Annotated in this window: 16 protein-coding genes and 1 pseudogene; 13 read left to right on the top strand and 4 right to left on the bottom strand. The window is 71.8% G+C overall.

What is annotated here, in order from left to right:
• Positions 1-252 precede the first annotated feature (252 nt).
• Entirely contained in the window at positions 253-1,578 is a 1,326-nt protein-coding gene (locus C4J65_RS01385; RefSeq protein ID WP_115740684.1) for a transglycosylase family protein, read from the top strand.
• Here the strand turns inward: C4J65_RS01385 and C4J65_RS01380 are convergent.
• On the bottom strand, positions 1,568-2,815 hold the full coding sequence (locus C4J65_RS01380) for a DMT family transporter (protein WP_115740683.1): 1,248 nt from the start codon (positions 2,813-2,815) through the stop codon (positions 1,568-1,570). The two genes, C4J65_RS01385 and C4J65_RS01380, sit on opposite strands and share 11 nt — an antisense overlap.
• A gap of 227 nt (positions 2,816-3,042) precedes the next feature.
• On the opposite strand from C4J65_RS01380, the gene C4J65_RS01370 reads away from it, so the two are divergent.
• The 7 genes from C4J65_RS01370 to C4J65_RS01335 all read left to right on the top strand — a co-directional run bounded on the left by C4J65_RS01370 (position 3,043) and on the right by C4J65_RS01335 (position 14,727).
• Positions 3,043-3,891 (top strand): (2Fe-2S)-binding protein, encoded by an 849-nt coding sequence (locus tag C4J65_RS01370; protein ID WP_115740681.1) that lies wholly within the window; start codon positions 3,043-3,045, stop codon positions 3,889-3,891.
• A gap of 37 nt (positions 3,892-3,928) precedes the next feature.
• Positions 3,929-5,092: a glycogen synthase gene (gene glgA, locus C4J65_RS01365; protein WP_115740680.1), complete on the top strand. Its 1,164-nt coding sequence runs from the start codon at positions 3,929-3,931 to the stop codon at positions 5,090-5,092.
• 50 nt (positions 5,093-5,142) lie between these two features.
• Entirely contained in the window at positions 5,143-6,363 is a 1,221-nt protein-coding gene (gene glgC, locus C4J65_RS01360; RefSeq protein ID WP_115740679.1) for a glucose-1-phosphate adenylyltransferase, read from the top strand.
• 199 nt (positions 6,364-6,562) lie between these two features.
• Complete coding sequence (locus C4J65_RS01355) at positions 6,563-9,181, top strand: PA14 domain-containing protein (RefSeq protein WP_115740678.1); 2,619 nt, start codon at positions 6,563-6,565, stop codon at positions 9,179-9,181.
• Positions 9,182-9,239: 58 nt separating this feature from the next.
• Complete coding sequence (locus tag C4J65_RS01350; RefSeq protein WP_115740677.1) at positions 9,240-11,558, top strand: GH92 family glycosyl hydrolase; 2,319 nt, start codon at positions 9,240-9,242, stop codon at positions 11,556-11,558.
• 177 nt (positions 11,559-11,735) lie between these two features.
• A complete protein-coding gene (locus C4J65_RS01340) occupies positions 11,736-13,076 on the top strand; it encodes a wax ester/triacylglycerol synthase family O-acyltransferase (RefSeq protein WP_115740676.1) in 1,341 nt (446 codons plus the stop codon).
• 103 nt (positions 13,077-13,179) lie between these two features.
• Positions 13,180-14,727 (top strand): SDR family NAD(P)-dependent oxidoreductase, encoded by a 1,548-nt coding sequence (locus tag C4J65_RS01335; protein ID WP_115740675.1) that lies wholly within the window; start codon positions 13,180-13,182, stop codon positions 14,725-14,727.
• A gap of 103 nt (positions 14,728-14,830) precedes the next feature.
• Here C4J65_RS01335 and C4J65_RS01330 read toward each other — a convergent pair whose 3' ends face one another.
• On the bottom strand, positions 14,831-15,274 hold the full coding sequence (locus tag C4J65_RS01330) for a hypothetical protein (RefSeq protein ID WP_115740674.1): 444 nt from the start codon (positions 15,272-15,274) through the stop codon (positions 14,831-14,833).
• 473 nt (positions 15,275-15,747) lie between these two features.
• Between C4J65_RS01330 and C4J65_RS36280 the strand changes: the two genes are divergently transcribed.
• The gene (locus C4J65_RS36280) at positions 15,748-15,924 is read left to right on the top strand and encodes a hypothetical protein (protein ID WP_115740673.1); all 177 of its coding nucleotides are present in this window, start codon (positions 15,748-15,750) and stop codon (positions 15,922-15,924) included.
• Positions 15,925-15,979: 55 nt separating this feature from the next.
• Positions 15,980-16,462, top strand: a complete 483-nt coding sequence (locus C4J65_RS01320) for a GNAT family N-acetyltransferase (RefSeq protein WP_115740672.1) — start codon at positions 15,980-15,982, stop codon at positions 16,460-16,462.
• A gap of 6 nt (positions 16,463-16,468) precedes the next feature.
• On the opposite strand, the pseudogene C4J65_RS01315 reads toward C4J65_RS01320, so the two are convergent.
• Together C4J65_RS01315 and C4J65_RS01310 are read right to left on the bottom strand one after the other, a co-directional pair.
• Positions 16,469-16,975 (bottom strand): annotated as a pseudogene (locus tag C4J65_RS01315) (amidase family protein); the annotation flags it as partial.
• A 29-nt stretch (positions 16,976-17,004) separates the two neighbouring features.
• A complete protein-coding gene (locus C4J65_RS01310) occupies positions 17,005-18,054 on the bottom strand; it encodes a LacI family DNA-binding transcriptional regulator (RefSeq protein ID WP_115740671.1) in 1,050 nt (349 codons plus the stop codon).
• 233 nt (positions 18,055-18,287) lie between these two features.
• Here C4J65_RS01310 and C4J65_RS01305 point away from each other — a divergent pair, with 233 nt between their 5' ends.
• The 3 genes from C4J65_RS01305 to C4J65_RS01295 are packed head-to-tail and all read left to right on the top strand — an operon-like array spanning position 18,288 to position 21,436.
• Complete coding sequence (locus C4J65_RS01305) at positions 18,288-19,580, top strand: sugar ABC transporter substrate-binding protein (RefSeq protein WP_115740670.1); 1,293 nt, start codon at positions 18,288-18,290, stop codon at positions 19,578-19,580.
• A gap of 6 nt (positions 19,581-19,586) precedes the next feature.
• Entirely contained in the window at positions 19,587-20,519 is a 933-nt protein-coding gene (locus C4J65_RS01300) for a sugar ABC transporter permease (protein ID WP_115740669.1), read from the top strand.
• The gene (locus C4J65_RS01295) at positions 20,516-21,436 is read left to right on the top strand and encodes a carbohydrate ABC transporter permease (protein ID WP_115740668.1); all 921 of its coding nucleotides are present in this window, start codon (positions 20,516-20,518) and stop codon (positions 21,434-21,436) included. The genes C4J65_RS01300 and C4J65_RS01295 overlap by 4 nt, the downstream gene beginning before the upstream one ends.
• Positions 21,437-21,452: the final 16 nt, after the last annotated feature.

The raw sequence follows: 21,452 nt of genomic DNA, 5'->3' as shown, positions 1-21,452 counted from the left end.
GTATCGCCGGTTTCGCCGCTCGACCATGCTGACGTGCCGGGACGCGCGTCGCACTTTCTGCTTCCCGTCCTCCCCCGGGACTTCAGTACGCGCGGAACGGGCCGGGCGCCTCAGTGGGCCGACCCGTCATCCGGCCAACGGCCGCCCGTTCCCGGCCACTCGGGGTGACCAACCGGCCGGTTGCCGTCTTGTCATGGCCTGTTCGCGGCGCTTACTTTTGCCCCTCCTGACGCAATGTCGAGGGGGACCTCCATGGCCGTACGCGGCCGGCACCGCCGGTATCAGCCGAACAGGATCAACCGCGCCTCACTGACCGTCACCGCGGGGGGTGCGGGACTGGCCCTTCCCCTCGTCGGCACCGGCACGGCCCACGCGGCCGACGTGGAGACCTGGGACAAGGTCGCCGCCTGCGAGTCCACCGACGACTGGGACATCAACACCGGCAACGGCTACTACGGCGGGTTGCAGTTCACCCAGTCCACCTGGGAAGCCTTCGGCGGCACGCGGTACGCCCCGCGCGCCGACCTGGCCTCCAGGGAACAGCAGATCGCCGTCGCCGAGAAGGTGCTGGACACGCAGGGCCCAGGCGCCTGGCCGGTGTGCTCGGAGCGGGCCGGACTGACCCGGGGCGGCGAGCCGCCCGACATCCGGCCGGCCGGGTCCGCGGCGCCCGCGCAGAAGAAGTCGGGCTCGGTGAAGGACATCCAGCCGCAGACCACCCCGCAGTCCCGGGCGGGCAAGGCGAAGATGTACACGGTGGTCACCGGCGACACCCTCTCCGGCATCGCCGACACGCACGAGGTCCGCGGCGGCTGGCAGCGCCTGTACGAGACCAACCGCAGCGCGATCGGCTCCGATCCCGACCTGATCCTGCCCGGCCAGCGCCTGTCACTGCGCGGTCAGGGGACCACCAAGGCGCCCGGCCCCGAGGCGGGAAGACCGCAGGGCAGGCAGCAGCGGACGCAGCAGGACGAGCAGCGGCAGAAACAGCAGGACAAGCAGCAGAAGCAGCAGCGGAAAGAGCAGAAGCAGAAGCCGAAGCACGAGCCGAAGGAACGGAAGCGGCAGGAACAGAAGGGGCAGGAGCAGAAGCACCAGGAGCAGCGGAAGGCGCCGAAGGAGTCGTCCGCCGACAGCGGCAAGGCCAGGGCGGCCGGCAAGGCCACCGCCCACCGAGCCGTCGTGGCCCCCGTCGACGCCGCCACCGGCACGCCCTACCACCAGTCGGGCTCCTCCTGGTCCAAGGGCTACCACACGGGCGTCGACTTCCCCGTCCCCACCGGCACCTCCGTCAAGTCGGTCGCGGACGGCCGGGTGGTCAGCGCGGGGTGGGGCGGTTCGTACGGCTACCAGGTGGTGATCCGGCACGGGGACGGCCGATACTCCCAGTACGCGCACCTCTCGGCGATCTCCGTGAGGAACGGTCAGTCGGTGGGCGTCGGTCAGCGCCTCGGCCGCTCCGGCTCCACGGGCAATGTCACGGGCCCGCATCTGCACTTCGAGGTGCGGACGGGGCCCGGCTTCGGCTCGGACGTCGACCCGGTGGCGTACCTGCGGGCCGGCGGCGTCAGGATCTGATCCGGACCCGGCGGGGGCCGAGCACGGGCGGCGGGATGAACGGGCCGCCGTAGAAGGGGCCGTAGGAGAGCGTCGTGTTGTCGTCGCTCTCCTCCGGTATCCGTGCTTCGTACGCCTCCTCGGCGGGGGCGAGGTCCGTCACCGGCTGTGCCACCGGTGACGGCACGAAGACCTTGTCGGACAGCCGGGCCACCTGCGGTACGGCTGCCACCGGCTCCCGGACCGGGGCGTCCTCGGCCGGTACGGGTGCCTGCACCGGTCCAGCCGCCTGCGCCGGCCCGGGAGCCTGCACCGGTCCGGCCACCTGCACCGGCCCGGGTGCCGGGGTCCCGGTCGTTGCCGCTCCGGCCTCCAGGAGTGCCACGGTGTCCGCGGCCAGGGCCGGGGACCCGTCCGTACCGGCGCCCTCCCGCGCGATGCGCTCCGTCGTCAGCATGATCAGTCCACCGGCGGCCACCACACCGCAGCTCAGCGCGAGCACGGTGCCGGTCGTGCCGTGACGGAACGTCTCGTTGAACATCGTGATGCCGACGACGGCGGCCACCACCGGGTTCACGACCGTCAGCGTGGCCAGTGGGGCGGCGAGACCGGCGCCCCGGTAGGAGGCCTGCGACAGCACCATGCCGGCCGTGGCGAGTACGCCGATCACGGCCAGCGACGGCAGATCACCGGCGGACACCCCGCCGTTCCAGTCGACCGCGACCGTCTTGGTGAAGACCGAGGACATTCCGAACGCTATGCCGGACGCGGTCGCCAGCAGGATGCTGCGGACCGCCGGGTGCCGGTGCGCGGCCCGGCCGGCGATCATCAGCGCGACGACCGCGCCACCGGTGACCAGAGCCGCCCCGACCCGCTGCGCCGTGTCCAGCGACTGCGCGTCGGAGGCGCCGACCAGGGACAGCAGACCGGCGAGACCCGCCGTGGCCATCAGCGCGCCACGCCAGGCCGTCGCACCGGCCCTGCGGCCCACGAAGAGCGCCGCCATGGGCAGCGCGAAGACGATGGTGAGCGCTCCCAGCGGCTGCACCAGACTCAGCGGACCGAGCGCGAGGGCGACCACGTGCAGCAGACCGCCCAGGCCGTTGAGCGAGACCGCCGCCCACCAGGCGGGCCGGCGCAGAGGAGCGTACTGAGCACCCGGGGACGACGCCGCGACCTGCTCCTGCACGATCGCTCCGCCCGCGTAGGCCACCGCGGATACGAGCGACAGCAGCACGGACAACGCGAGGGCGCTCATCGGCTGCTCCTCTGCGTGAGGCGGGGGCACTGGGCCCGGCGCGGCGAACGGTCGTCATCCATGGACAACACGATGCCGTCTCAGGGTCTTCCCGTCGTCGTCCCTGAGCATTCTTTGGGTCCTACTACCGATGGAGTACGACGGCGCCGCCGTCCTCCCCAGGGTGGGCGACTTCCGACCCCGACCCCTGGCCCCGTCCCCTAAGGGCCCTGATACTACTGCTCTCCGTGGACCTCGACCCCGCCCTCTCCGCCCTCCGCCCGCTCGGCGGCTTCTCGGTCCTGCGCGTCTCGCGGACCGCGCCGTCACGGCGGCCCGCCGCCCTCTCGCCCCTCGCACACGTCTACGCGTCCGAGTGCCCCGGTTACACCGAATACGGAGACGCGATGGCGGACGTTCAGGTTCCGTTTGACTGGTCCGACCCGCTGGGCCGTCGCGTCCGCAAGGTCGCCACCGCGCTCGGCGCCCCCGAGGCCCGGGTCGCCGCCTCCGTGGCCCAGCAGGGACTCGCGGCCCGCCTGTGGTCGGTGACCCTGGCCTGCGCCGTCCTGTACGGACACGTCCCGGATCTCGATCCGCGCCTGCTGCACTGGGACCCCGAGGCCACCGCACCCGACGACCTGTGGCTCACCGAGGTGCGCGCCCAGCCGGGGGACGGCGCCACCGTCGCGGACGTCGTCCTCACCACCCACCTGGCGCCCCTCACCGAGGCCGTGCACACCCGGTACGGCGTCGCGACCGGACTGCTGCGCGGCAACACGGCCTCCGCCCTGGCCGGCGCCGGCCGGGAACTGGACCGCTGGGCCCGCCGACACGGCCGTACGGACACCGCCGCCCGCGCCCGGTCGCTCACCGCGGGTCTGCTGGCCCACCCACTGCTCGCCGGCGCGGGGACGCTCACCGGCACGTCCTTCCGGCGCCGCAGCTGCTGCCTGTACTACCGGGTGCCCGGCGGGGGCGTCTGCGGCGACTGCTGCTTCCCGAGTCCGCCGGGGCCCACCCGTTCCCCGCGCCCGCCGGAGCCCGGCAACTCCCCGCGCCCCCCGCGCTCTTCCCCAGGCGCCCGCTCTGGGTGACCATGAGGGAACCAGCCGCCGAGACGGGAGGTTCCGGGTGCGCGTGGGACTGCTGACCCGTGAGTTCCCGCCGGACGTCTACGGCGGTGCCGGAGTCCACGTCGAGTTCCTCGCCCGGGAGCTCGCCCGCCTCGTCGACCTGGACGTGCACAGCTGGGGCGAGGGCCGCAGCGACGGCGTGCTGCGCCACCGCCCCTGGTCCGCGCTCGACGGCGCCAACGACGCGCTGCGCACCTTCTCCGTGGACCTCGCCATGACCGCCGCCCTCGAAGGGCGCGAACTGGTGCACTCCCACACCTGGTACGCCAACCTGGGCGGCCACCTCGCCAAGCTCCTGTACGGCGTCCCGCACGTGGTGACGGCCCACTCCCTGGAGCCCCTGCGTCCCTGGAAGGCCGAGCAGCTCGGCGGCGGCTACGCGCTGTCCGGCTGGGCCGAGCGCACCGCGTTCGAGGCGGCCGACGCCGTGGTCGCCGTCTCCGGCGCCATGCGCGAGGACATCCTCGGCTGCTACCCGGACCTCGACGCCTCCCGGGTCCACGTCCTGCACAACGGCATCGACACCCGGCTCTACCGGCCCGACCACGGCACCGACGTGCTGGAGAGGATCGGCCTGGACCGCTCCCGCCCGTACGTCCTCTTCGTCGGCCGCATCACCCGTCAGAAGGGCGTGCCCCATCTGCTGCGCGCGGTACGGGACATCGAACCGGCCGCTCAGGTGGTGCTGTGTGCGGGCGCCCCGGACACCCCCGAGATCGACCAGGAGTTCCGCGAGCGCTTCGCCGAACTCGGCCGCGCCCGCGAGGGCGTGCACTGGATCCCGCGCATGCTGCCGCGCCCCGAGGTGATCCAGCTCCTGACCCACGCGGCCGTCTTCGTCTGCCCTTCCGTCTACGAGCCCCTCGGCATCGTCAACCTGGAGGCGATGGCCTGCGGCACCCCGGTGGTGGCCTCCCGGGTGGGCGGCATCCCCGAGGTCGTGGCCGACGGCGTGACGGGGGTACTCGTCCCGAGGGAGGACGGTGCGGACGACGCCTTCGAGACGGGTCTCGCGCGCGCCCTGGACTCCGTCCTCGGCGATCCGGCGGCCGCCCGGCGGATGGGCGAGGCGGGCCGGGAGCGCGCGGTGGAGGAGTTCGGCTGGGACGCGGTCGCGCGCCGCACGGTCCGGCTCTACGAGGAGATCCTCAAGCGGGCTTGAGCCGCCCCGCCCGGGGCGGCCGAGGGTGAACGAGGGTGAGGGGAGCGGCCATGCGTCGTGGAGGTCCTTCGGTGCTCGGCATCGTGCTGGCGGGCGGAGAGGGCAAGCGCCTGATGCCCCTGACCGCGGACCGCGCCAAACCCGCGGTCACCTTCGGCGGCACCTACCGGCTCGTCGACTTCGTGCTGTCCAACCTGGTCAACGGGGACATCCTGCGGATCTGCGTCCTGACGCAGTACAAGTCGCACTCCCTGGACCGGCACATCACCACCACCTGGCGGATGTCCAGCCTGCTCGGCAACTACGTCACCCCGGTCCCCGCCCAGCAGCGCCTCGGCCCGCGCTGGTTTCTCGGCAGCGCCGACGCGATCCTGCAGTCCCTGAACCTGGTGCACGACGAACAGCCCGAGTACGTCGCGGTGTTCGGCGCCGACCACGTGTACCGGATGGACCCGCGCCAGATGCTCGCCCAGCACATCGAGTCCGGGGCGGGCGTCACCGTCGCCGGGATACGGGTCCCGCGCGCCGAGTCGCCGTCCTTCGGCGTGATCACGCCCGGCTCGGACGGGCAGACCGTCACAGGATTCCTGGAGAAGCCCGCCGACCCTCCCGGCCTGGCCGACGACCCCGGGTGCGTCTTCGCGTCGATGGGCAACTACGTCTTCACCACCAAGGCCCTCGTGGAGGCCCTGCACCGGGACGCCGAGGACGCGAACTCCCTGCACGACATGGGCGGTTCGATCCTGCCCCGGCTCACCGATCGGGGCGAGGCCGCGCTGTACGACTTCAGCGCCAACCACGTGCCGGGGGAGACCTCCCGGGACCAGGGTTACTGGCGGGACGTGGGCACCCTGGACGCCTACTACGACGCCCACATGGACCTCATCGCCGAGCGGCCCGCGTTCAACCTCTACAACCGCGACTGGCCGGTCTACACCCACTCCACCCAGCTCTCGCCCGCCCGCTTCAACGCCGGCGGCATCGCCAGCGAGTCGATCATCAGCGCGGGCTGCCTGATCCGGGGTCAGGTCACCCGGTCCGTGCTCTCCCCGGGGGTGGTGGTCGACCCGGGCGCGGTCGTGCAGGGCTCGGTGCTGCACGACAACGTGCACATCGGCCGGGGCGCGGTGGTGCGCGGAGCGGTGCTGGACAAGAACGTCCAGGTGCCGCCGGGCGCGACGATCGGCGTCAACCCGCAGCGGGACGGCGAGTTGTACACGGTCTCCAAGGGCGGCGTGATCGCGCTGGGCAAGGGGCAGCGGGTGCCGTGAGACACGGCCGGCCGGGCGGACGGCGGCCCCGGGAGCGCGCGACACCCGTGATACGCGCGTTGATCCCGGGGCCGTTGTCATGTCCCTGGACGTCAAGCGGAATCCGTGTTGTCATGCCTCTGCACCGCTGCCGTTACATCGATGTATGACATCGATGTCCTGAGCCATCAGCCACCACCCGTTCTCGAGGAGAGGGTCAGTGCGCACCAAACGACTCAGAGACAGACTCGCCCTGTTGCTGGCCGCCGCGCTCGGCGTCGCGGGACTCGCCGCCGTGCCGGCCGCCAACGCGTCCGCCGCCGACGACACCGCGGAGATCCACGGCCTGAAGGGCGAGTACTACACCCAGTCCGCCCCCGGCGCCTTCGACTTCCACGAGCTCAAGGCCACCGGCTTCGACCCGCAGGTCGACTTCAACACCCTGGAGCCGCGACTCGCCTTCGCCACCGGGCAGTCGGACGACGTGAACGTCCGCTGGACCGGCAAGCTCGTCCCGGAGAAGACCGGCGCCCACACCTTCTCGATCATCGGCGACAACGGCTTCCGCCTCTGGGTCGGCGGACAGCTCGCCATCGACCACTGGGTCGACGACTGGGACCGCGAACAGACCGCCCAGCCCATCGAGCTGACGGCCGGCCAGTCCTACGACATCAAGCTGGAGTACTTCGAGCACTACGGCGGCTCCAACCTCCACCTGCGCTGGACCGAGCCCGGCGGCAGCAAGGAGGCGATCCCGCAGTCGGCGTTCCGCCTGCCCGACGGCTTCGACTACAACGGTGCGACGGCGACCACCGTCCAGTCCACGGGCCGCACCCTCAAGCTCGACTTCGCGAGCCCGCTGGCCGCACCCCCGGCCGGTCTCACCGACCACCTCGAAGCGGTGATCGGCGGCGCCACGTGGCCGCTCGGCGAGACCAAGCTGGACCCCGCCGACCCCAGCGCCCTGCTCGTCGCCCTCGACCAGCCCGTCGTCGGCAACAAGAACGGCGACGCCCCCGGCGCCGCCGACGTCCGCTACGACGGCGAAGGCGGCCTTACCGACACAGAAGGCAACGTTGTCAACGCCTTCTGGAGCAGCGGCGGCAACGACTCGACCTACGAGCTGCGCACCGACTGGGCCGACGAGGTCGGGCCGGACAACGCCCTCCCGGAGTACCCGCGCCCGCAGCTGACCCGAGACGAGTGGCAGAACCTCAACGGCCGCTGGCAGTTCGCCGCCGCCGAGGCGGGTGAGCAGCCGCCGGTCGGCGAGAACCTGAAGGAGCGCATCCTCGTCCCGTACCCGGTGGAGTCCCAGCTCTCCGGCATCCAGCGGCACGAGGACCGCATGTGGTACCGCCGCACCTTCACCGTGCCCCGCGACTGGCACATCGGCTCCTCCCAGCGGCTGCAGCTGAACTTCGGCGCCGTCGACTGGCAGTCCGAGGTGTACGTCAACGGCACCAAGGTCGCCGACCACAAGGGCGGTTACGACAAGTTCAGCGCCGACGTCACCGAGGCCCTCAAGCCCGGCCGCACCCAGGAGCTGATCGTCGGCGTCTACGACCCGACCGACGCGGCGGAGGGCGAGAACCCGCCGCTCGGCAAGCAGCGCCTGGACCCGAGCGGCATCTGGTACACGCCCAGCTCCGGCATCTGGCAGACCGTCTGGATGGAGCCGGTCGCCCGGGACCACGTAGACTCCCTGAAGCTCACCCCGCACGTCGACGGCGCGGCGAGCACGCTCACCGTCGAGCCGAAGGGCGTGCGCGACGGCGTGCGGGTCAAGGCCACGGCGTACGCCGGGCACCGCAAGGTCGCCACGGTGAGCGGCCGCACCGGTGAGCCGCTGACCCTGAAGATCCGCGACCCGCGCCTGTGGTCGCCCGACGACCCGTTCCTCTACGACCTCAAGGTCACCGTCGGACGCGACCAGGTCGACAGCTACTTCGGGATGCGCTCCATCGCCGTCGAGAAGGTGAACGGCGTCCCGCGCACCATGCTCAACGGGAAGCCGACCTTCCTGATGGCCACCCTCGACCAGGGTTTCTGGCCGGACGGACTGCACACCGCGCCCACCGACGAGGCCCTCGCGTACGACCTCAGGCTGCACAAGCAGCTCGGCTTCAACTCGGTGCGCAAGCACATCAAGGTCGAGCCGGACCGCTGGTTCTACTGGGCCGACAAGCTGGGCCTGATGGTGTGGCAGGACATGCCCGCGATGACCGCCGGGAAGAACCCGTCCACCGCCGCCCGCGCCGAGTACGAGCGGGAGATGAAGGAGATGATCGACGAACACGTCAGCCACCCGTCGATCGTCATGTGGGTCACCTTCAACGAGGGCTGGGGCCAGTACGACATCGGCCGCGTCGCGGCGCAGGCCAAGGCCTGGGACCCGACCCGGCTCGTCAACAACCAGTCGGGCCTGAACCTCGGGGCCGACGGCGGCGCCGGCGACATCATGGACGAGCACGGCTATCCGAGCCCCGCCCTGCCGCCGTCCCCGGACGGTGAACGCGCCCTGGTCACCGGCGAGTACGGCGGCCTCGGCCTGGCGGTGCCCGGCCATGCCTGGTCCGTGCAGCAGTCGTACGTCGACGTCGACCCGCAGACGTACACGGACGACTACCTCACCAAGCTCGACGAGGTGCGCGCCCTGGTCTGCCGGGGCAGCAACGGCGCCGTCTACACCCAGATCTCGGACGTCGAGGGCGAGCTGAACGGCCTGACGACGTACGACCGCAAGGTGCTCAAGCCGGACGTCGAGCGGGTGAGGGCCGCCCAGGAGGCACTCATCCACGACGCGTCCCGGCCCACCCCGGCGGGCTGCACCGCCTGATCACGCTCACTCGAGGAACGACCGCACGACACAGCAGACCTTCCGGAGGTCACGGCACATGAGAGCCACCCGGCGTCTGCGGCTGTGCGTGGCCGGGGTGGTGGCAGCGTCCGCGCTGCTCACCGCCCCGGCGGCGCAGGCCGCCCCGACGACCGACCAGCACCTGACCGACCTCGTGAACCCCTTCATCGGGACCGAGAACGAGGGCAACACCTACCCCGGCGCCGCCGTGCCCTTCGGCATGGTGCAGTTCTCGCCGGACACCGGCCACAACACCGGCTACGACCACTCCGACACCCGCATCCGCGGCTTCTCCCTGGTCCACCTCTCCGGCGTCGGCTGCGGCCTCGGCGGCGACCTGCCGGTGCTGCCCACCACCGGCGACGTCACCGAGACGGACTACGCGAAGTACGCCGCCTCCTTCAGCCACGACGACGAGGAGGCGAGCCCCGGCTACTACCGGGTCGGCCTCGACTCCGGCGTCGACGCGGAGCTGACCGCCACCGAACGCACCGGCGTGCAGCGCTACACCTTCCCGGCCACCGACAAGGCCAACGTGCTGCTCAACGCCGGCCAGTCGCTGCACAGGAACATCAGCACCAAGGTCGAGGTGCTGGACAGCCGCACCGTGCGCACCGCGATCACCGGCAGCGGCTTCTGCCAGGACACGAAGCCGTACACGGTTTACACGATCACCCGCTTCGACCGGCCCTTCGCCTCCTACGGCACCTGGGACGACGGCACCGTGACGGCGGGCGCGAAGAGCGGCGGCGACGGCGCCTACGTCCGCTTCGACACCACGAAGGACCGCACCGTCGAGGCCACCACCGCCCTGTCCTACGTGGACGCGCGCGGCGCCGCGCTCAACCTGCGCGCCGAGAGCGGGCACTCCTTCGACTCCGTGCGCCGCGGTGCCGAGCGCACCTGGGAGCAGCGGCTGGACGACGTCAAGGTCCGGGGTGGCGACGACACCCTGCGCCGCACTTTCTACTCCTCCCTGTACCGGTCCTTCCTCGCGCCCAACGTCGGCAGCGACGTCGACGGCCGCTACACCGGCTGGGACCAGGAGGTCCACCGCGCCAGGGGCTTCACGTACTACCAGAACTGGTCCCTGTGGGACACCTACCGCACCCAGTCGCAGCTCCTGTCCCTGCTCGCGCCCCGCGAGGCCCGCGACATGGCGATCTCCGTCATCAAGATCGACGAGGAGAGCGGCTGGCTGCCCAAGTGGGGCTACGGCACCGTCGAGACCAACATCATGACGGGCGACCCGGTGACCCCCTTCCTCACCAACGCCTACCAGCAGGGCCTGCTGCACGGCTGGGAGGAGAAGGCCTACCGGGCGCTCAAGAAGAACGCCGACGGGGTCCCTCCGGCCGACTCGCCGGCCGTCGGCCGGGAGGCCAACCGCGAGTACCTCGCCGAGGGCTTCGCGCCGTACGTCAAGGGCCGCCCGCACGCCAAGCCCGGCGACTCCGACTACGACCACGGCGCCTCCGCCACCCTGGAGTACGCCCTGTCCGACGCCATGCTCTCCCGCATGGCCCGGGACCTCGGCCATGAGGCGGACGCGAAGCGGTACGCCGAGCGCGCCCAGAGCTACCGCAACGTCTTCGACCCCTCGACCGGCTTCTTCCGCGCCCGCGACGCCGAGGGCGCCTTCACCGGGCCGGCCGACCCGGCGCAGAGCGAGGGCTTCCACGAGGGCACGTCCTGGCAGTACCAGTGGCTGGTGCCGCAGGACCTGCCCGGCATGATCGACCTCATCGGCGGCACCGAGGCGGCGAACGAGCGGCTCGACTCCTTCTTCGCCTACGACCAGCTCCTCGCCGACCCGGCGAAGACCGCCCGCGAGGTGTGGGTGAACGGGCCGTACGACTACTACAACGCCGACAAGTACAACCCGCAGAACGAGCCCGACCTCATCGCCCCGTACACCTACCTGTCGACCGGGCAGCCCTGGAAGACGACCGACGTGGTGCACGCGGCGCTCACCCTGTTCACCGACACGCCGACCGGTATGACCGGAAACGACGACCTCGGGACCATGTCCGCTTGGAACGTGCTGTCCTCGATCGGGATCTTCCCGATCCAGCCCGGCTACGACACCTGGGGCCTGTCCACCCCGGTCTTCGACCGCGTCGACCTCACCCTCGACCGCCGCTACTACCCGCGCGGAGCCCTGACGATCACCGCCCCCGGCACCTCGGACACCGACCGGTACGTCCAGTCGGCCCGCACCGACGGCTCGGCCTACCCCCGGACGTGGCTGACGACGGACGCCCTGCGCTCCGTGCGGTCGCTCGCGTTCACGGTCGGCCCGCAGCCGTCCGGGTGGGGTACCGGGGCAGAGGCGGTGCCGCCGCCGCTGACGTGAGCACAGGCGCCCCATGAGTCACAGCAGTCCCGCCCCTGCCGAAAGGGGCGGGACTTTAATCTCCTGTTAACTGTGCGTAGCTTGATCGTACTTGACCGTAATCGTCGGAGAGCGATTGACTGCTTGTCCACCCGTTGTCCATCCGCCACCCATGCGTCGTCCTTGCGAGGCCAGCCCGTGACTCCCGATCCGCTCGCTCCCCTCGACCTGGCGTTCTGGAACATCGAGTCCGCCGAGCACCCCATGCACCTGGGCGCGCTCGGCGTCTTCGAGGCCGACTCGCCCACCGCGGGCGCCCACGCGGCGGACCTGCTCGCGGCCCGCGCCCCCGGCGTGCCCGGACTGCGGATGAGGATCCGGGACACCTGGCAGCCACCGCTGACCCTGCGCCGGCCGTTCGCGTTCGGCGGCGCGACCCGCGAGCCCGCCCCCCGCTTCGACCCGCTCGACCACGTGCGGCTGCACGACCCGACCACGGACTTCCACGCCCGGGCCGGGCGCCTGATGGAACGCCCCCTGGAGCGCGGCCGGCCCCCGTGGGAGGCGCACGTGCTGCCGGGCGCGGACGGCGGGTCCTTCGCCGTGCTGTTCAAGTTCCACCACGCCCTGGCCGACGGTCTGCGCGCCCTGACCCTCGCCGCGGGCGTCCTCGACCCGATGGACCTGCCGGCCCCCCGGCCCCGCCCCGAGCAGCCGCCGCGCGGACTCCTGCCGGACGTGCGCGCCCTGCCGGACCGGCTGCGCGGTGCCCTGTCGGACGCGGGACGCGCCCTGGACATCGGTGCCGCGGCCGCGCTGTCCACCCTCGACGTGCGCTCCTCGCCCGCGCTCACCGCCGCGTCCTCCGGCACCCGCCGGACCGCGGGCGTGGCCGTCGACCTCGACGACGTGCACCACGTCCGCAAGACCACCGGCGGCACCGTCAACGACGTACTGATCGCGGTCGTCGCCGGCGCCCTGCGCCGCTGGCTGGACGAGCGCGGCGACGGCAGCGAGGGCGTCGCGCCCCGGGCCCTGATCCCCGTCTCCAAACGCCGGCCGCACACCGCCCATCCGCCGGGCAACCGGCTCTCCGGGTACCTGATGCGACTCCCGGTCGGCGACCCCGACCCGCTCTCCCGCCTCGGCGCGGTCCGCGCCGCCATGGACCGCAACAAGGACGCCGGGCCCGGCCGCGGCGCCGGAGCCGTCGCCCTGCTCGCCGACCACGTGCCCGCGCTCGGCCACCGGCTCGGCGGGCCACTGGTCTCCGGGGCCGCCCGGCTCTGGTTCGACATCCTGGTCACCAGCGTGCCGCTGCCCAGCCTCGGGCTGCGACTGGGCGGGCACCCGCTCACCGAGGTCTACCCGCTGGCGCCGCTGGCCCGCGGCCACTCCCTGGCGGTGGCCGTATCGACGTACCGCGGACAGGTCCACTACGGCCTGGTCGCCGACGCGCAGGCGGTGCCGGACCTGGACCGGTTCGCCCTGGCGGTGGCCGAGGAGGTGGAGACGTTGCTCACGGCATGCCGTCCCTGACCCCGGTGGGTTTGGATCCACGCCGCGCGCTGAATAAAATCCGCTGTTCGACAGCGGTCGCCTCCCGGAGCGCCGCAACGGTGACCAGGGAACGGCAGCGGCGATGACGGTGACACAGGACGGCTCGGCGACCACGGACGAGGTGGCCGCCGGCCGGGCGTCCACGCAAGAGGTGTCCGCCGGAGCGGCGACCGCCCCGGCGTACGGCCCCGGCATCGACCCCGAGCGGCTCGCCGTCTGCCTGAGCGTGCTGGAGGAGCTGGACACACTCGACGTCGACCATCCGGACGCGATCCGGGTCCGCCGGGCCACCTCGCACATCTACCGCATGGTCAAGCAGCGCCGCCGCCAGGAGCGCCGGGCCGCCAAGACCGCCCACGACAAGGCGGTCACCGAGGCCACCGCCACCGGGTCCGCCGAGCGCATCGACGACGAGACCGAGGGCCTGCTGCCCTCCTCGCGCACCGAGCAGGGCACGATCGCGGGGATACTCCAGCGTCCCCGCTCCTGCTACATCTGCAAGCAGCGCTACACCGAGGTCGACTACTTCTACCACCAGCTCTGCCAGGACTGCGCCGCCGAGAACCGGGCCCGCCGCGACGCCCGCGCCGACCTCACCGGCAAGCGCGCGCTGCTCACCGGCGGCCGGGCCAAGATCGGCATGTACATCGCGCTCAGGCTGCTGCGCGACGGCGCGCACACCACGATCACCACCCGCTTCCCCAAGGACGCCATCCGCCGTTTCAAGGCCATGGACGACTCCGCCGACTGGCTGCACCGCCTGGAGGTCGTCGGCATCGACCTGCGCGACCCCGCCCAGGCCGTGGCCCTCGCCGAGCAGGTCACGGAGCAGGGGCCGCTCGACATCCTGATCAACAACGCCACCCAGACCGTGCGCCGCCTGCCCTCCGCGTACGCCGCGCTGGTCGAGGGCGAGAGCGCCCCGCTGCCCGCCGGTGAACTGCCCGCGCACCAGGTCATCGGCGCCTTCAACTCCGGTGCGGTGGACGGCCTGGCCGCTCTGCCGCTGGGCACCTCGGGGCTCGACGCGCAGAAGGTGGCCGACCTCGCCCTGGTCGCCGGCAACGCCAGCGTGGTCCGGCACCGCGAGGGCACCGCCATCGACGCGGGCGGGCTGGTCCCGGACGTCGTCGACTCCAACACCTGGGTCCAGACCATCGAGCAGATCTCCCCGGTGGAACTGCTGGAGACCCAGCTGTGCAACTACACGTCGCCGTTCATCCTCATCAGCGCGCTGCGCGCGTCGATGGCCGAGGCCGCGCGCAAGGCGCCCGCGGGGCGTGCCTACGTCGTCAACGTCTCGGCGATGGAGGGCGTGTTCGCCCGCGGCTACAAGGGCGCCGGTCACCCGAACACCAACGCGGCCAAGGCCGCCATGAACATGGTGACCCGGACCAGTGCCCAGGAGATGTTCGACACCGACCGGATCCTGATGACCTCCGTCGACACCGGCTGGATCACCGACGAGCGTCCCCACTACGACAAGCTGCGCCTGGCCGACGAGGGCTTCCACGCCCCCCTCGACCTGATCGACGGCGCCGCCCGCGTCTACGACCCCGTCGTGCGCGGCGAGGCGGGCGAGGACCTGTACGGCGTCTTCCTCAAGGACTACGCGCCCGGCAAGTGGTGACGGGGTCCTTCCGGCGCTCCCGGCCCTGCCAGCGCTCCCAGTGCTCCCGGCACTCCGGGCGGCCGGGGCCGGCCGGACCGGCCGGACCGCACCGGACGGCGTCTCAGTCGACCGCACCCAGCCGCGCGTTCCGTGCCGCCGTCAGCTCCAGCACCGTGCGCCAGTCCTCCAGGACCCCCGCGTCGAAGACGGCGGTGCGCGCCTCCTCGTCGGCCTGACGCAGGCTGACCAGGTCGTCGTCGTGGTCCCAGGCCTCCGGGTGGGCCTGACGGCGCACCAGGCGGGCGACGCGGGCGCCCAGCAGTGGCCGTACCGCGTCGGCGGTCCTGGCGGCCGGGCTGCCGGGCCACAGCAGCCGCCCCACCGGCGACACCAGCCCCGCGACCTGGAGCTCCTTGTCCGCAGGGCGGCGCCGACGCAGCAGCGCGGCCGTGCGCAGCGCGTGCCCGTGCGGATCCCCGGGCCCGCCACCGGCCCCATCGGCGGGCCGTTCGCCCCGGCAGGCGTACAGCAGGTCCATCAGCTCCTCGACGCTGCGCAGTTCCATGCCTCGGTCCTCCCACGAGACAGCCGTTGCCGACGAGCAGCAGACCATGGCGAGCTTGCGCCGCAGCCAACGGGAACTTAACTGCGCGACCCGGCGCCGCCGACATTCGAAGGTGCGGACGTCGATGTAGGCCGAACGGGTGAGTTGCACACCGTGCGGAAGTGGAGGAATCGGGGCAGACTCGGGTCAACTGCGCGCGGAGTGAAGGGCAATGGTTGTCCCATCTTTTGAGCCCCATAGAGCGCGCCCCCGCTCATTTGGTTAATCTGAATCGGACGGACGGCAGCACAGGGCACTACCCACACCCAGGTCCGTCATGGGACAAGCCGGTTCACAACGGCCTGCTTCCGCACGAGTTGCCGGCGCCACCGCGTCCGAACTGCATTCGACCCACACCCGAGCGGGCGCCGGGTGCCGGACAGGAGACTGGCGCCGGCGGGCCCGAGGGTGACCCGACACATAAGGAGTGCGCGGTGACACCGGAAACGACGACGAACCCAGAGCAACGCACCGAGGAACGCACCGGGCGCGCCGGCCGCCGGCCCGGCGAGATCGGCAGCCTCGACGTGTGGGCGCGCTCCGCCCCCATCCGCCTCGCGGGCTACGAGGAGGACCTCGCCGAGCCGCACATCCTGCCGAGCGTGGACTGACCCGCCCGCCACCCACCGAGGCCGCCGCGCGCATGGGCGTGCCACACTCACGCCCATGCCGATCAGGAAAGCCACGGCCGGCGACTGGCCGCACATCTGGCCCTTCTGGCACCGCATCGTCGCCGCCGGCGAGACCTACGCCTGGGACCCGGACACCTCCGAGGAGGACGCCCGGGCCCTGTGGATGAACCCCGCCAAACGCGTCTACGTCGCCGAGGACGACACCGGCACGGTCGTCGGCTCGGCCTACGTCACCCCCAACTACGGCGGCCCCGCCGCCCGCATCGCCAACGCGGGCTTCATGGTCGACCCCGGCCGGGCAGGCCGCGGCACCGGCCGGGCCCTCGCCGAGTACGTCCTGGACGCCGCCAGGGCCGACGGATACCGGGGCATGGTCTTCAACGCCGTCGTCGAGACCAACCCCGCCGTACGGCTGTGGACCTCCCTCGGCTTCACGATCCTCGGCACGGTGCCGGACGCCTTCGACCACCCGCGGCACGGGCGGGTCGGCCTGCACATCATGCACCGCGCCCTGTAGGCATCCTCAGTCGAGCGGCGCCGTCCGCCGCCAGGGCCGCAGCGCCTCGATCCGCTCCGCCAGCTCCAGCAGCGCCGCCTCCGACCCCGGGCGCCCCACCAGCTGTACGGCGCCGGGCGCGCCCGAGTCCAGCGTGCCGAACGGCACCGACATCGCGGGCCGGCCGGTCAGGTTCCACGGCGGAGAGAAGGGTGAGTACGCCGAGTTCGCCACCACGTTGCGCAGCCGGCCCCGTTCGTGCCAGGGCCCTGCCGCGGGGGAGCGGCGGGCCGGCGCCGGGGTGAGCAGCACGTCGTACCCGGCGAAGAACGGCTCCAGCCGTTCGCGCAGCCGCTCGCGGCCCGAGCCCGTCGCCACCCGGCCGGCGAAGCGCCGCCCGAGGGCCGCGTGCACCCGCGTGCGCCCGGTCGGCAACCGCCGGTCCAGGCCCCGCGCGTCCACCGACGTACCGGCCGTCCAGTGGGTCGGCGCGGTCACGCCCAGGGACGCCGGACAGGGCGGGACCACCCGCCGGTCGGAGCCCGGGCCGCCCGGCCCGACCCTCAGGCCGACGGCCGGGCCGCTCCCGTGCTGTCCCGCTCGATCAGCCGCGGCACCGGAACCCGCACCGTCCGGGCCGGGCCGCCGTCCAGCAGGGCGGTCAGCTCCGTCGCCGCCGTGCGGCCGAACTCCACACTGTCCCGGGACAGGGCGGACAGCCACGGCTTGACCATGCGGCACAGCGCCGAGTCCTCCCAGGCCACCACGGACACGTCCACCGGTACCGAGAAGCCGAGTTCGGCCGCGGCGGCGACCCCGGCGACGGCCATCACGTCGTTGTCGTAGATCAGGGCGGTCGGAGGCGTGGGTGCCTCCAGTACGCGGCGGGTCACGGCCGCGCCCTCGGCGTCCGAGTAGTCGGTGGTCACCGACTCGACCTCGCCCAGACCGCGTCGCCCGGCCTCCGCACGCAGGGCGCGGACACGGCGTTCGGTGTGGGCGAGGTCCGGCAGCCCGGCGATGTGCACGATCCGCCGGTGCCCGAGCGCGTGCAGCCCGTCCACCAGCGCGGCCATCGCACCCGCGTCGTCCGCCCACACCGTCGAGAGCCCCGGATGGCGTTCGTCCGGCGCCCCGCCGATCACCACACCCGGCAGGCCGAGTTCGTCCAGCAGGTCCGGGCGCGGATCGTCGGTGCGCGGGTCCACCACGAGGACACCGTCCACCCGGTGTTCGGCCCACCAGCGCCGGTACACCGCGCACTCGTCCTCGACGTCCCGCGCCACCTGGAACAGCAGCCCCAGGTGGCGCCCGGCCAGCACCTCCTGGATGCCCGAGACCAGTTGCAGGAAGAAGGAGTCGACGCCGAGGGTGTGCGCGGGCCGCGCCAGCACGAAGCCGACCGTCGCCGCGCCCTCCCCGGACAGCGCGCGCGCCGCCGTACTGGGCCGCCAGCCGAGCTGCTCGGCCACCCGGCGCACCCGGTCCCGGGTGATCTCGGAGACCCCCGGCCGGTCGTTCAGCGCGAACGACACCGCGCTCTCGGAGACCCCGGCCCGGCGTGCGATGTCCTTCATCGTCGGCCGGCGCGCGGCGGGCCGCTTGGCCGGCATGCGCGCTCCTTTCCTCGGTGCGAGCGGTGAGAGATGTCTCAGCTAAAGCGCTTGAGTGTGAAGATCCTAAAGCGCATTAGTAGTTCCTGGCAAGTGTTCGTCCACACCTCTCTGACCTGGACTAATGCTGCCTCATTCGCTTTAGTTCGCGTGAATCCATTGACTTTCCGCGGAATCGCCGTGCATGGTCGCTGGCATCCCACCGCCGACGTCCTTCAGGGAGACGTGTCACCGTGCCCACCTCGCGCAGAACATTCGCCGTCGCCGCCGTCGCCGCCCTCGTCCTGCCGCTCAGTGCCTGCGGCTCCGGAGGCGACGGCGGTTCTTCGACCGACGCCTCGGGCAAGGTCGAGGGCGACATCACCTTCCAGACCTGGAACCTGCGGGCCAACTTCAAGGACTACTTCGAGGGCCTGATCGCCGACTTCGAGAAGAAGTACCCCGACACCCACGTCAAGTGGGTGGACCAGCCCGGCGAGGGCTACGCCGACAAGATCAGCGCCGACGCCGCCGGCGGCACCCTGCCCGACGTCGTCAACGTCTCCCCGGACCTCGTCGCCCCGCTCGCCAAGGCGGGCCTCGCCCTCGACCTGGACAAGGCCGCCGGCCAGTACGAGAGGGAGTACCTGGAAGGGGCCTGGGCCAGCCACCGGATACCGGGCATGGACGGCACCTACGCCTTCCCCTGGTACCTCAACACCGGTCCGCTCTTCTACAACAAGTCCCTCTTCGAGAAGGCCGGACTCGACCCCGAGCAGCCGCCGAAGACGTACGACGAGGTCTTCGACGCCGCCCTGAAGATCGCCGACAAGACCGACGGCGAGGTCGCCACGCTCGCCAACGTGCCCACCATCGAGGACTTCGGCCGCTACGGCGTACCGCTCATGAACAAGGAGGGCACCGCCTTCGCGTTCAACGACGCCAAGGGCGTCCAGCTCCTCACCCGCTACAAGGAGCTGTACGAGGCCAAGGCCCTCGACCCGCAGGCGCTGACGGCGACACCCGAGTCCTCCGGGAAGAAGTTCCTCACCGGCGCCGTCGCCATGAACCCGGGCAGCGCCCTCGACCTCGCCAACTTCAAGAAGCAGGCGCCGAACCTGTACAAGAACATCGGCATCACCGACCAGATCACCAGCACCGGCCACGTCAACATGTACGTCATGGGCCTGATGGTCAACGCGCAGAGCGAGCGCAAGCCCGCCGCGGTCGCCTTCGCGCACTACGTCACCGACGCGGCGCACCAGATGTCGTTCGCCAAGCAGGTCGCCATCTTCCCGAGCACCGCCGGTTCGCTGGACGACCCGTACTTCACCAAGGAGGACGGCACCGACGAGACCCGTGTCCGGGTCGCCGCCGCCAAGTCGCTGAAGACGGCCGTCAACTACACGCCCGTGCTGTTCAGCGAGCAGATGAAGACCGAGCTGCGCAACGAGGTCGCCAAGGCGCTCCAGGGCAAGCAGAGCCCCGAGGAAGCCCTCGACAACGCTGTCAAGGCGTGCGACCGGCTGCTTCAGCAGCAGGGCTGAGACATCATGGCGAGTCCCACCCTCACCACCGGCACACCGGACGCCCGCAAGGGCGGCGGCGCCCGGCGCGTGCGACGGCAACTGCCCGCCAGTCCCTGGCTGTTCGCCGCACCCGGTCTGCTGATCACCGGCGCGTTCATCCTCTACCCGTTCGTCTCCACCCTCGTCAACTCCTTCACCGACCGCCGCACCCTGGTCCCGGGCCAGTTCGTGGGCCTCGCCAACTTCCGCGAGCTGCTCCACGACGACATGTTCTGGATCGGCCTGCGCAACAGCTCCCTGTACGTCCTCGGGGTCGTCCCCGCGCTGGTCCTGCTGCCGCTGCTGCTCGCGCTGCTGGTGCAGAAGAACATCCCCGGCATCACCTTCTTCCGCTCGGCCTTCTACACCCCGGTCGTCGCCTCGATCGTCGTCGTCGGGCTGATCTGGGTCTGGCTCCTCGACGAGCGCGGCCTGGTCAACTCGCTGCTGGAGACGCTCGGCGGGAGCCCCGTCGGCTTCCTCAGCGACCAGTGGCTGATCCTGCTCAGCGCGATGGGCGTCACGGTCTGGAAGGGCCTCGGCTACTACATGATCATCTATCTGGCGGCGCTGGCCAACGTGCCCCGTGAGCTGCACGAGGCCGCCGCCGTGGACGGCGCGGGCGCGGTCCGCCGCTTCCTCACCGTCACGGTGCCCGCGGTCCGCTCCACCATGGTCCTGGTCGCCGCGCTCTCCTCGGTCGCCGCCTTCAAGGTGTTCTCCGAGGTGTACCTGATGGCGGGCCCCAGCGGTGGACCGGCAGGCGAGGACACCACCCTCGTGATGCTGGTCCAGCGCACCGGCACCGGCCTCACCGGCCGGGTCGGCTACGCCTCCGCCATCTCCGTCGTCGTCTTCGTCGTCACCGTCGTCCTGATGCTGCTCGTTCTGCGCGCCGACCGGAAGGAGGATGCGTGAGCATCGCCGAGAAGACCCGGCCCGCCGAGCGGCCAGGGGCCACCCACCGGGGACGGAAACGGGAGCCGCGCGTCACCGACGAGCACGGCCGCCGCGTACGTGGGTGGGAACTGGCGCTGCGCTACCTGCTGCTGCTCGGCGTCCTGGCCCTGACCATCGGGCCGTTCCTGTGGCAGCTGTCGACCTCCCTCAAGGGCCCCACCGAGGACATCTTCAGCTCCCCGCCGAAGTTCCTGCCCGCCGACCCCACCCTGCACAACTACGAGCGGGTCGCCGACACCATCCCGGTGTGGGACTACGCCCTGAACTCGCTGAAGGTCGCCGCGGCCAACGTCGTCACCAACTGCGTCGGCGCCGCCCTCGCCGGCTACGCCCTGGCCCGTCTGCGCTACCGGGGCCGACGCGTCGCCACGCTGGTGTTCATCCTGGCCATGCTCGTGCCGGTGGAGGGCATCATCATCGCCCAGTTCACCACCATGCGGGAGCTGGGCCTCAACAACACCCTGGTCGGCGTGGTGCTGCCGGGCTGTGTCAGCGCCCTGAACGTGCTGCTGATGCGCAACGCCTTCCTCAACCTCCCGCACGAGATCGAGGAGGCCGCCTTCGTCGACGGCGCGAACGTCTGGCAGCGCTTCTACCGGATCGCGCTGCCCGCCGTGAAGGGCACCCTCGCCGTCGTCGCGATCTTCGCCTTCATGGGCGCCTGGGACGACTTCCTGTGGCCCCTGATCGTGCTCAGCGACCCGTCCAGGTTCACCCTGACCATCGGCCTGAACTACCTGCACGGCACCTTCGCCAACGACGAACGCCTCGTCGCCGCCGGCACGATCATCGCCGTGGCGCCGCTCATCGTCCTCTTCGCCTGCCTCCAGCGGTACTTCTTCCGCGGCGTGGGCGAGGGTGCCGTCAAGGGCTGAACCACCCGCTTCCCCC

This window comes from Streptomyces sp. CB09001, from assembly GCF_003369795.1.
Lineage (GTDB): Bacteria > Actinomycetota > Actinomycetes > Streptomycetales > Streptomycetaceae > Streptomyces.
The sequence above is the reverse complement of the archived record's forward strand: the minus strand, read 5'-3'. Positions and strand labels throughout refer to the sequence as shown.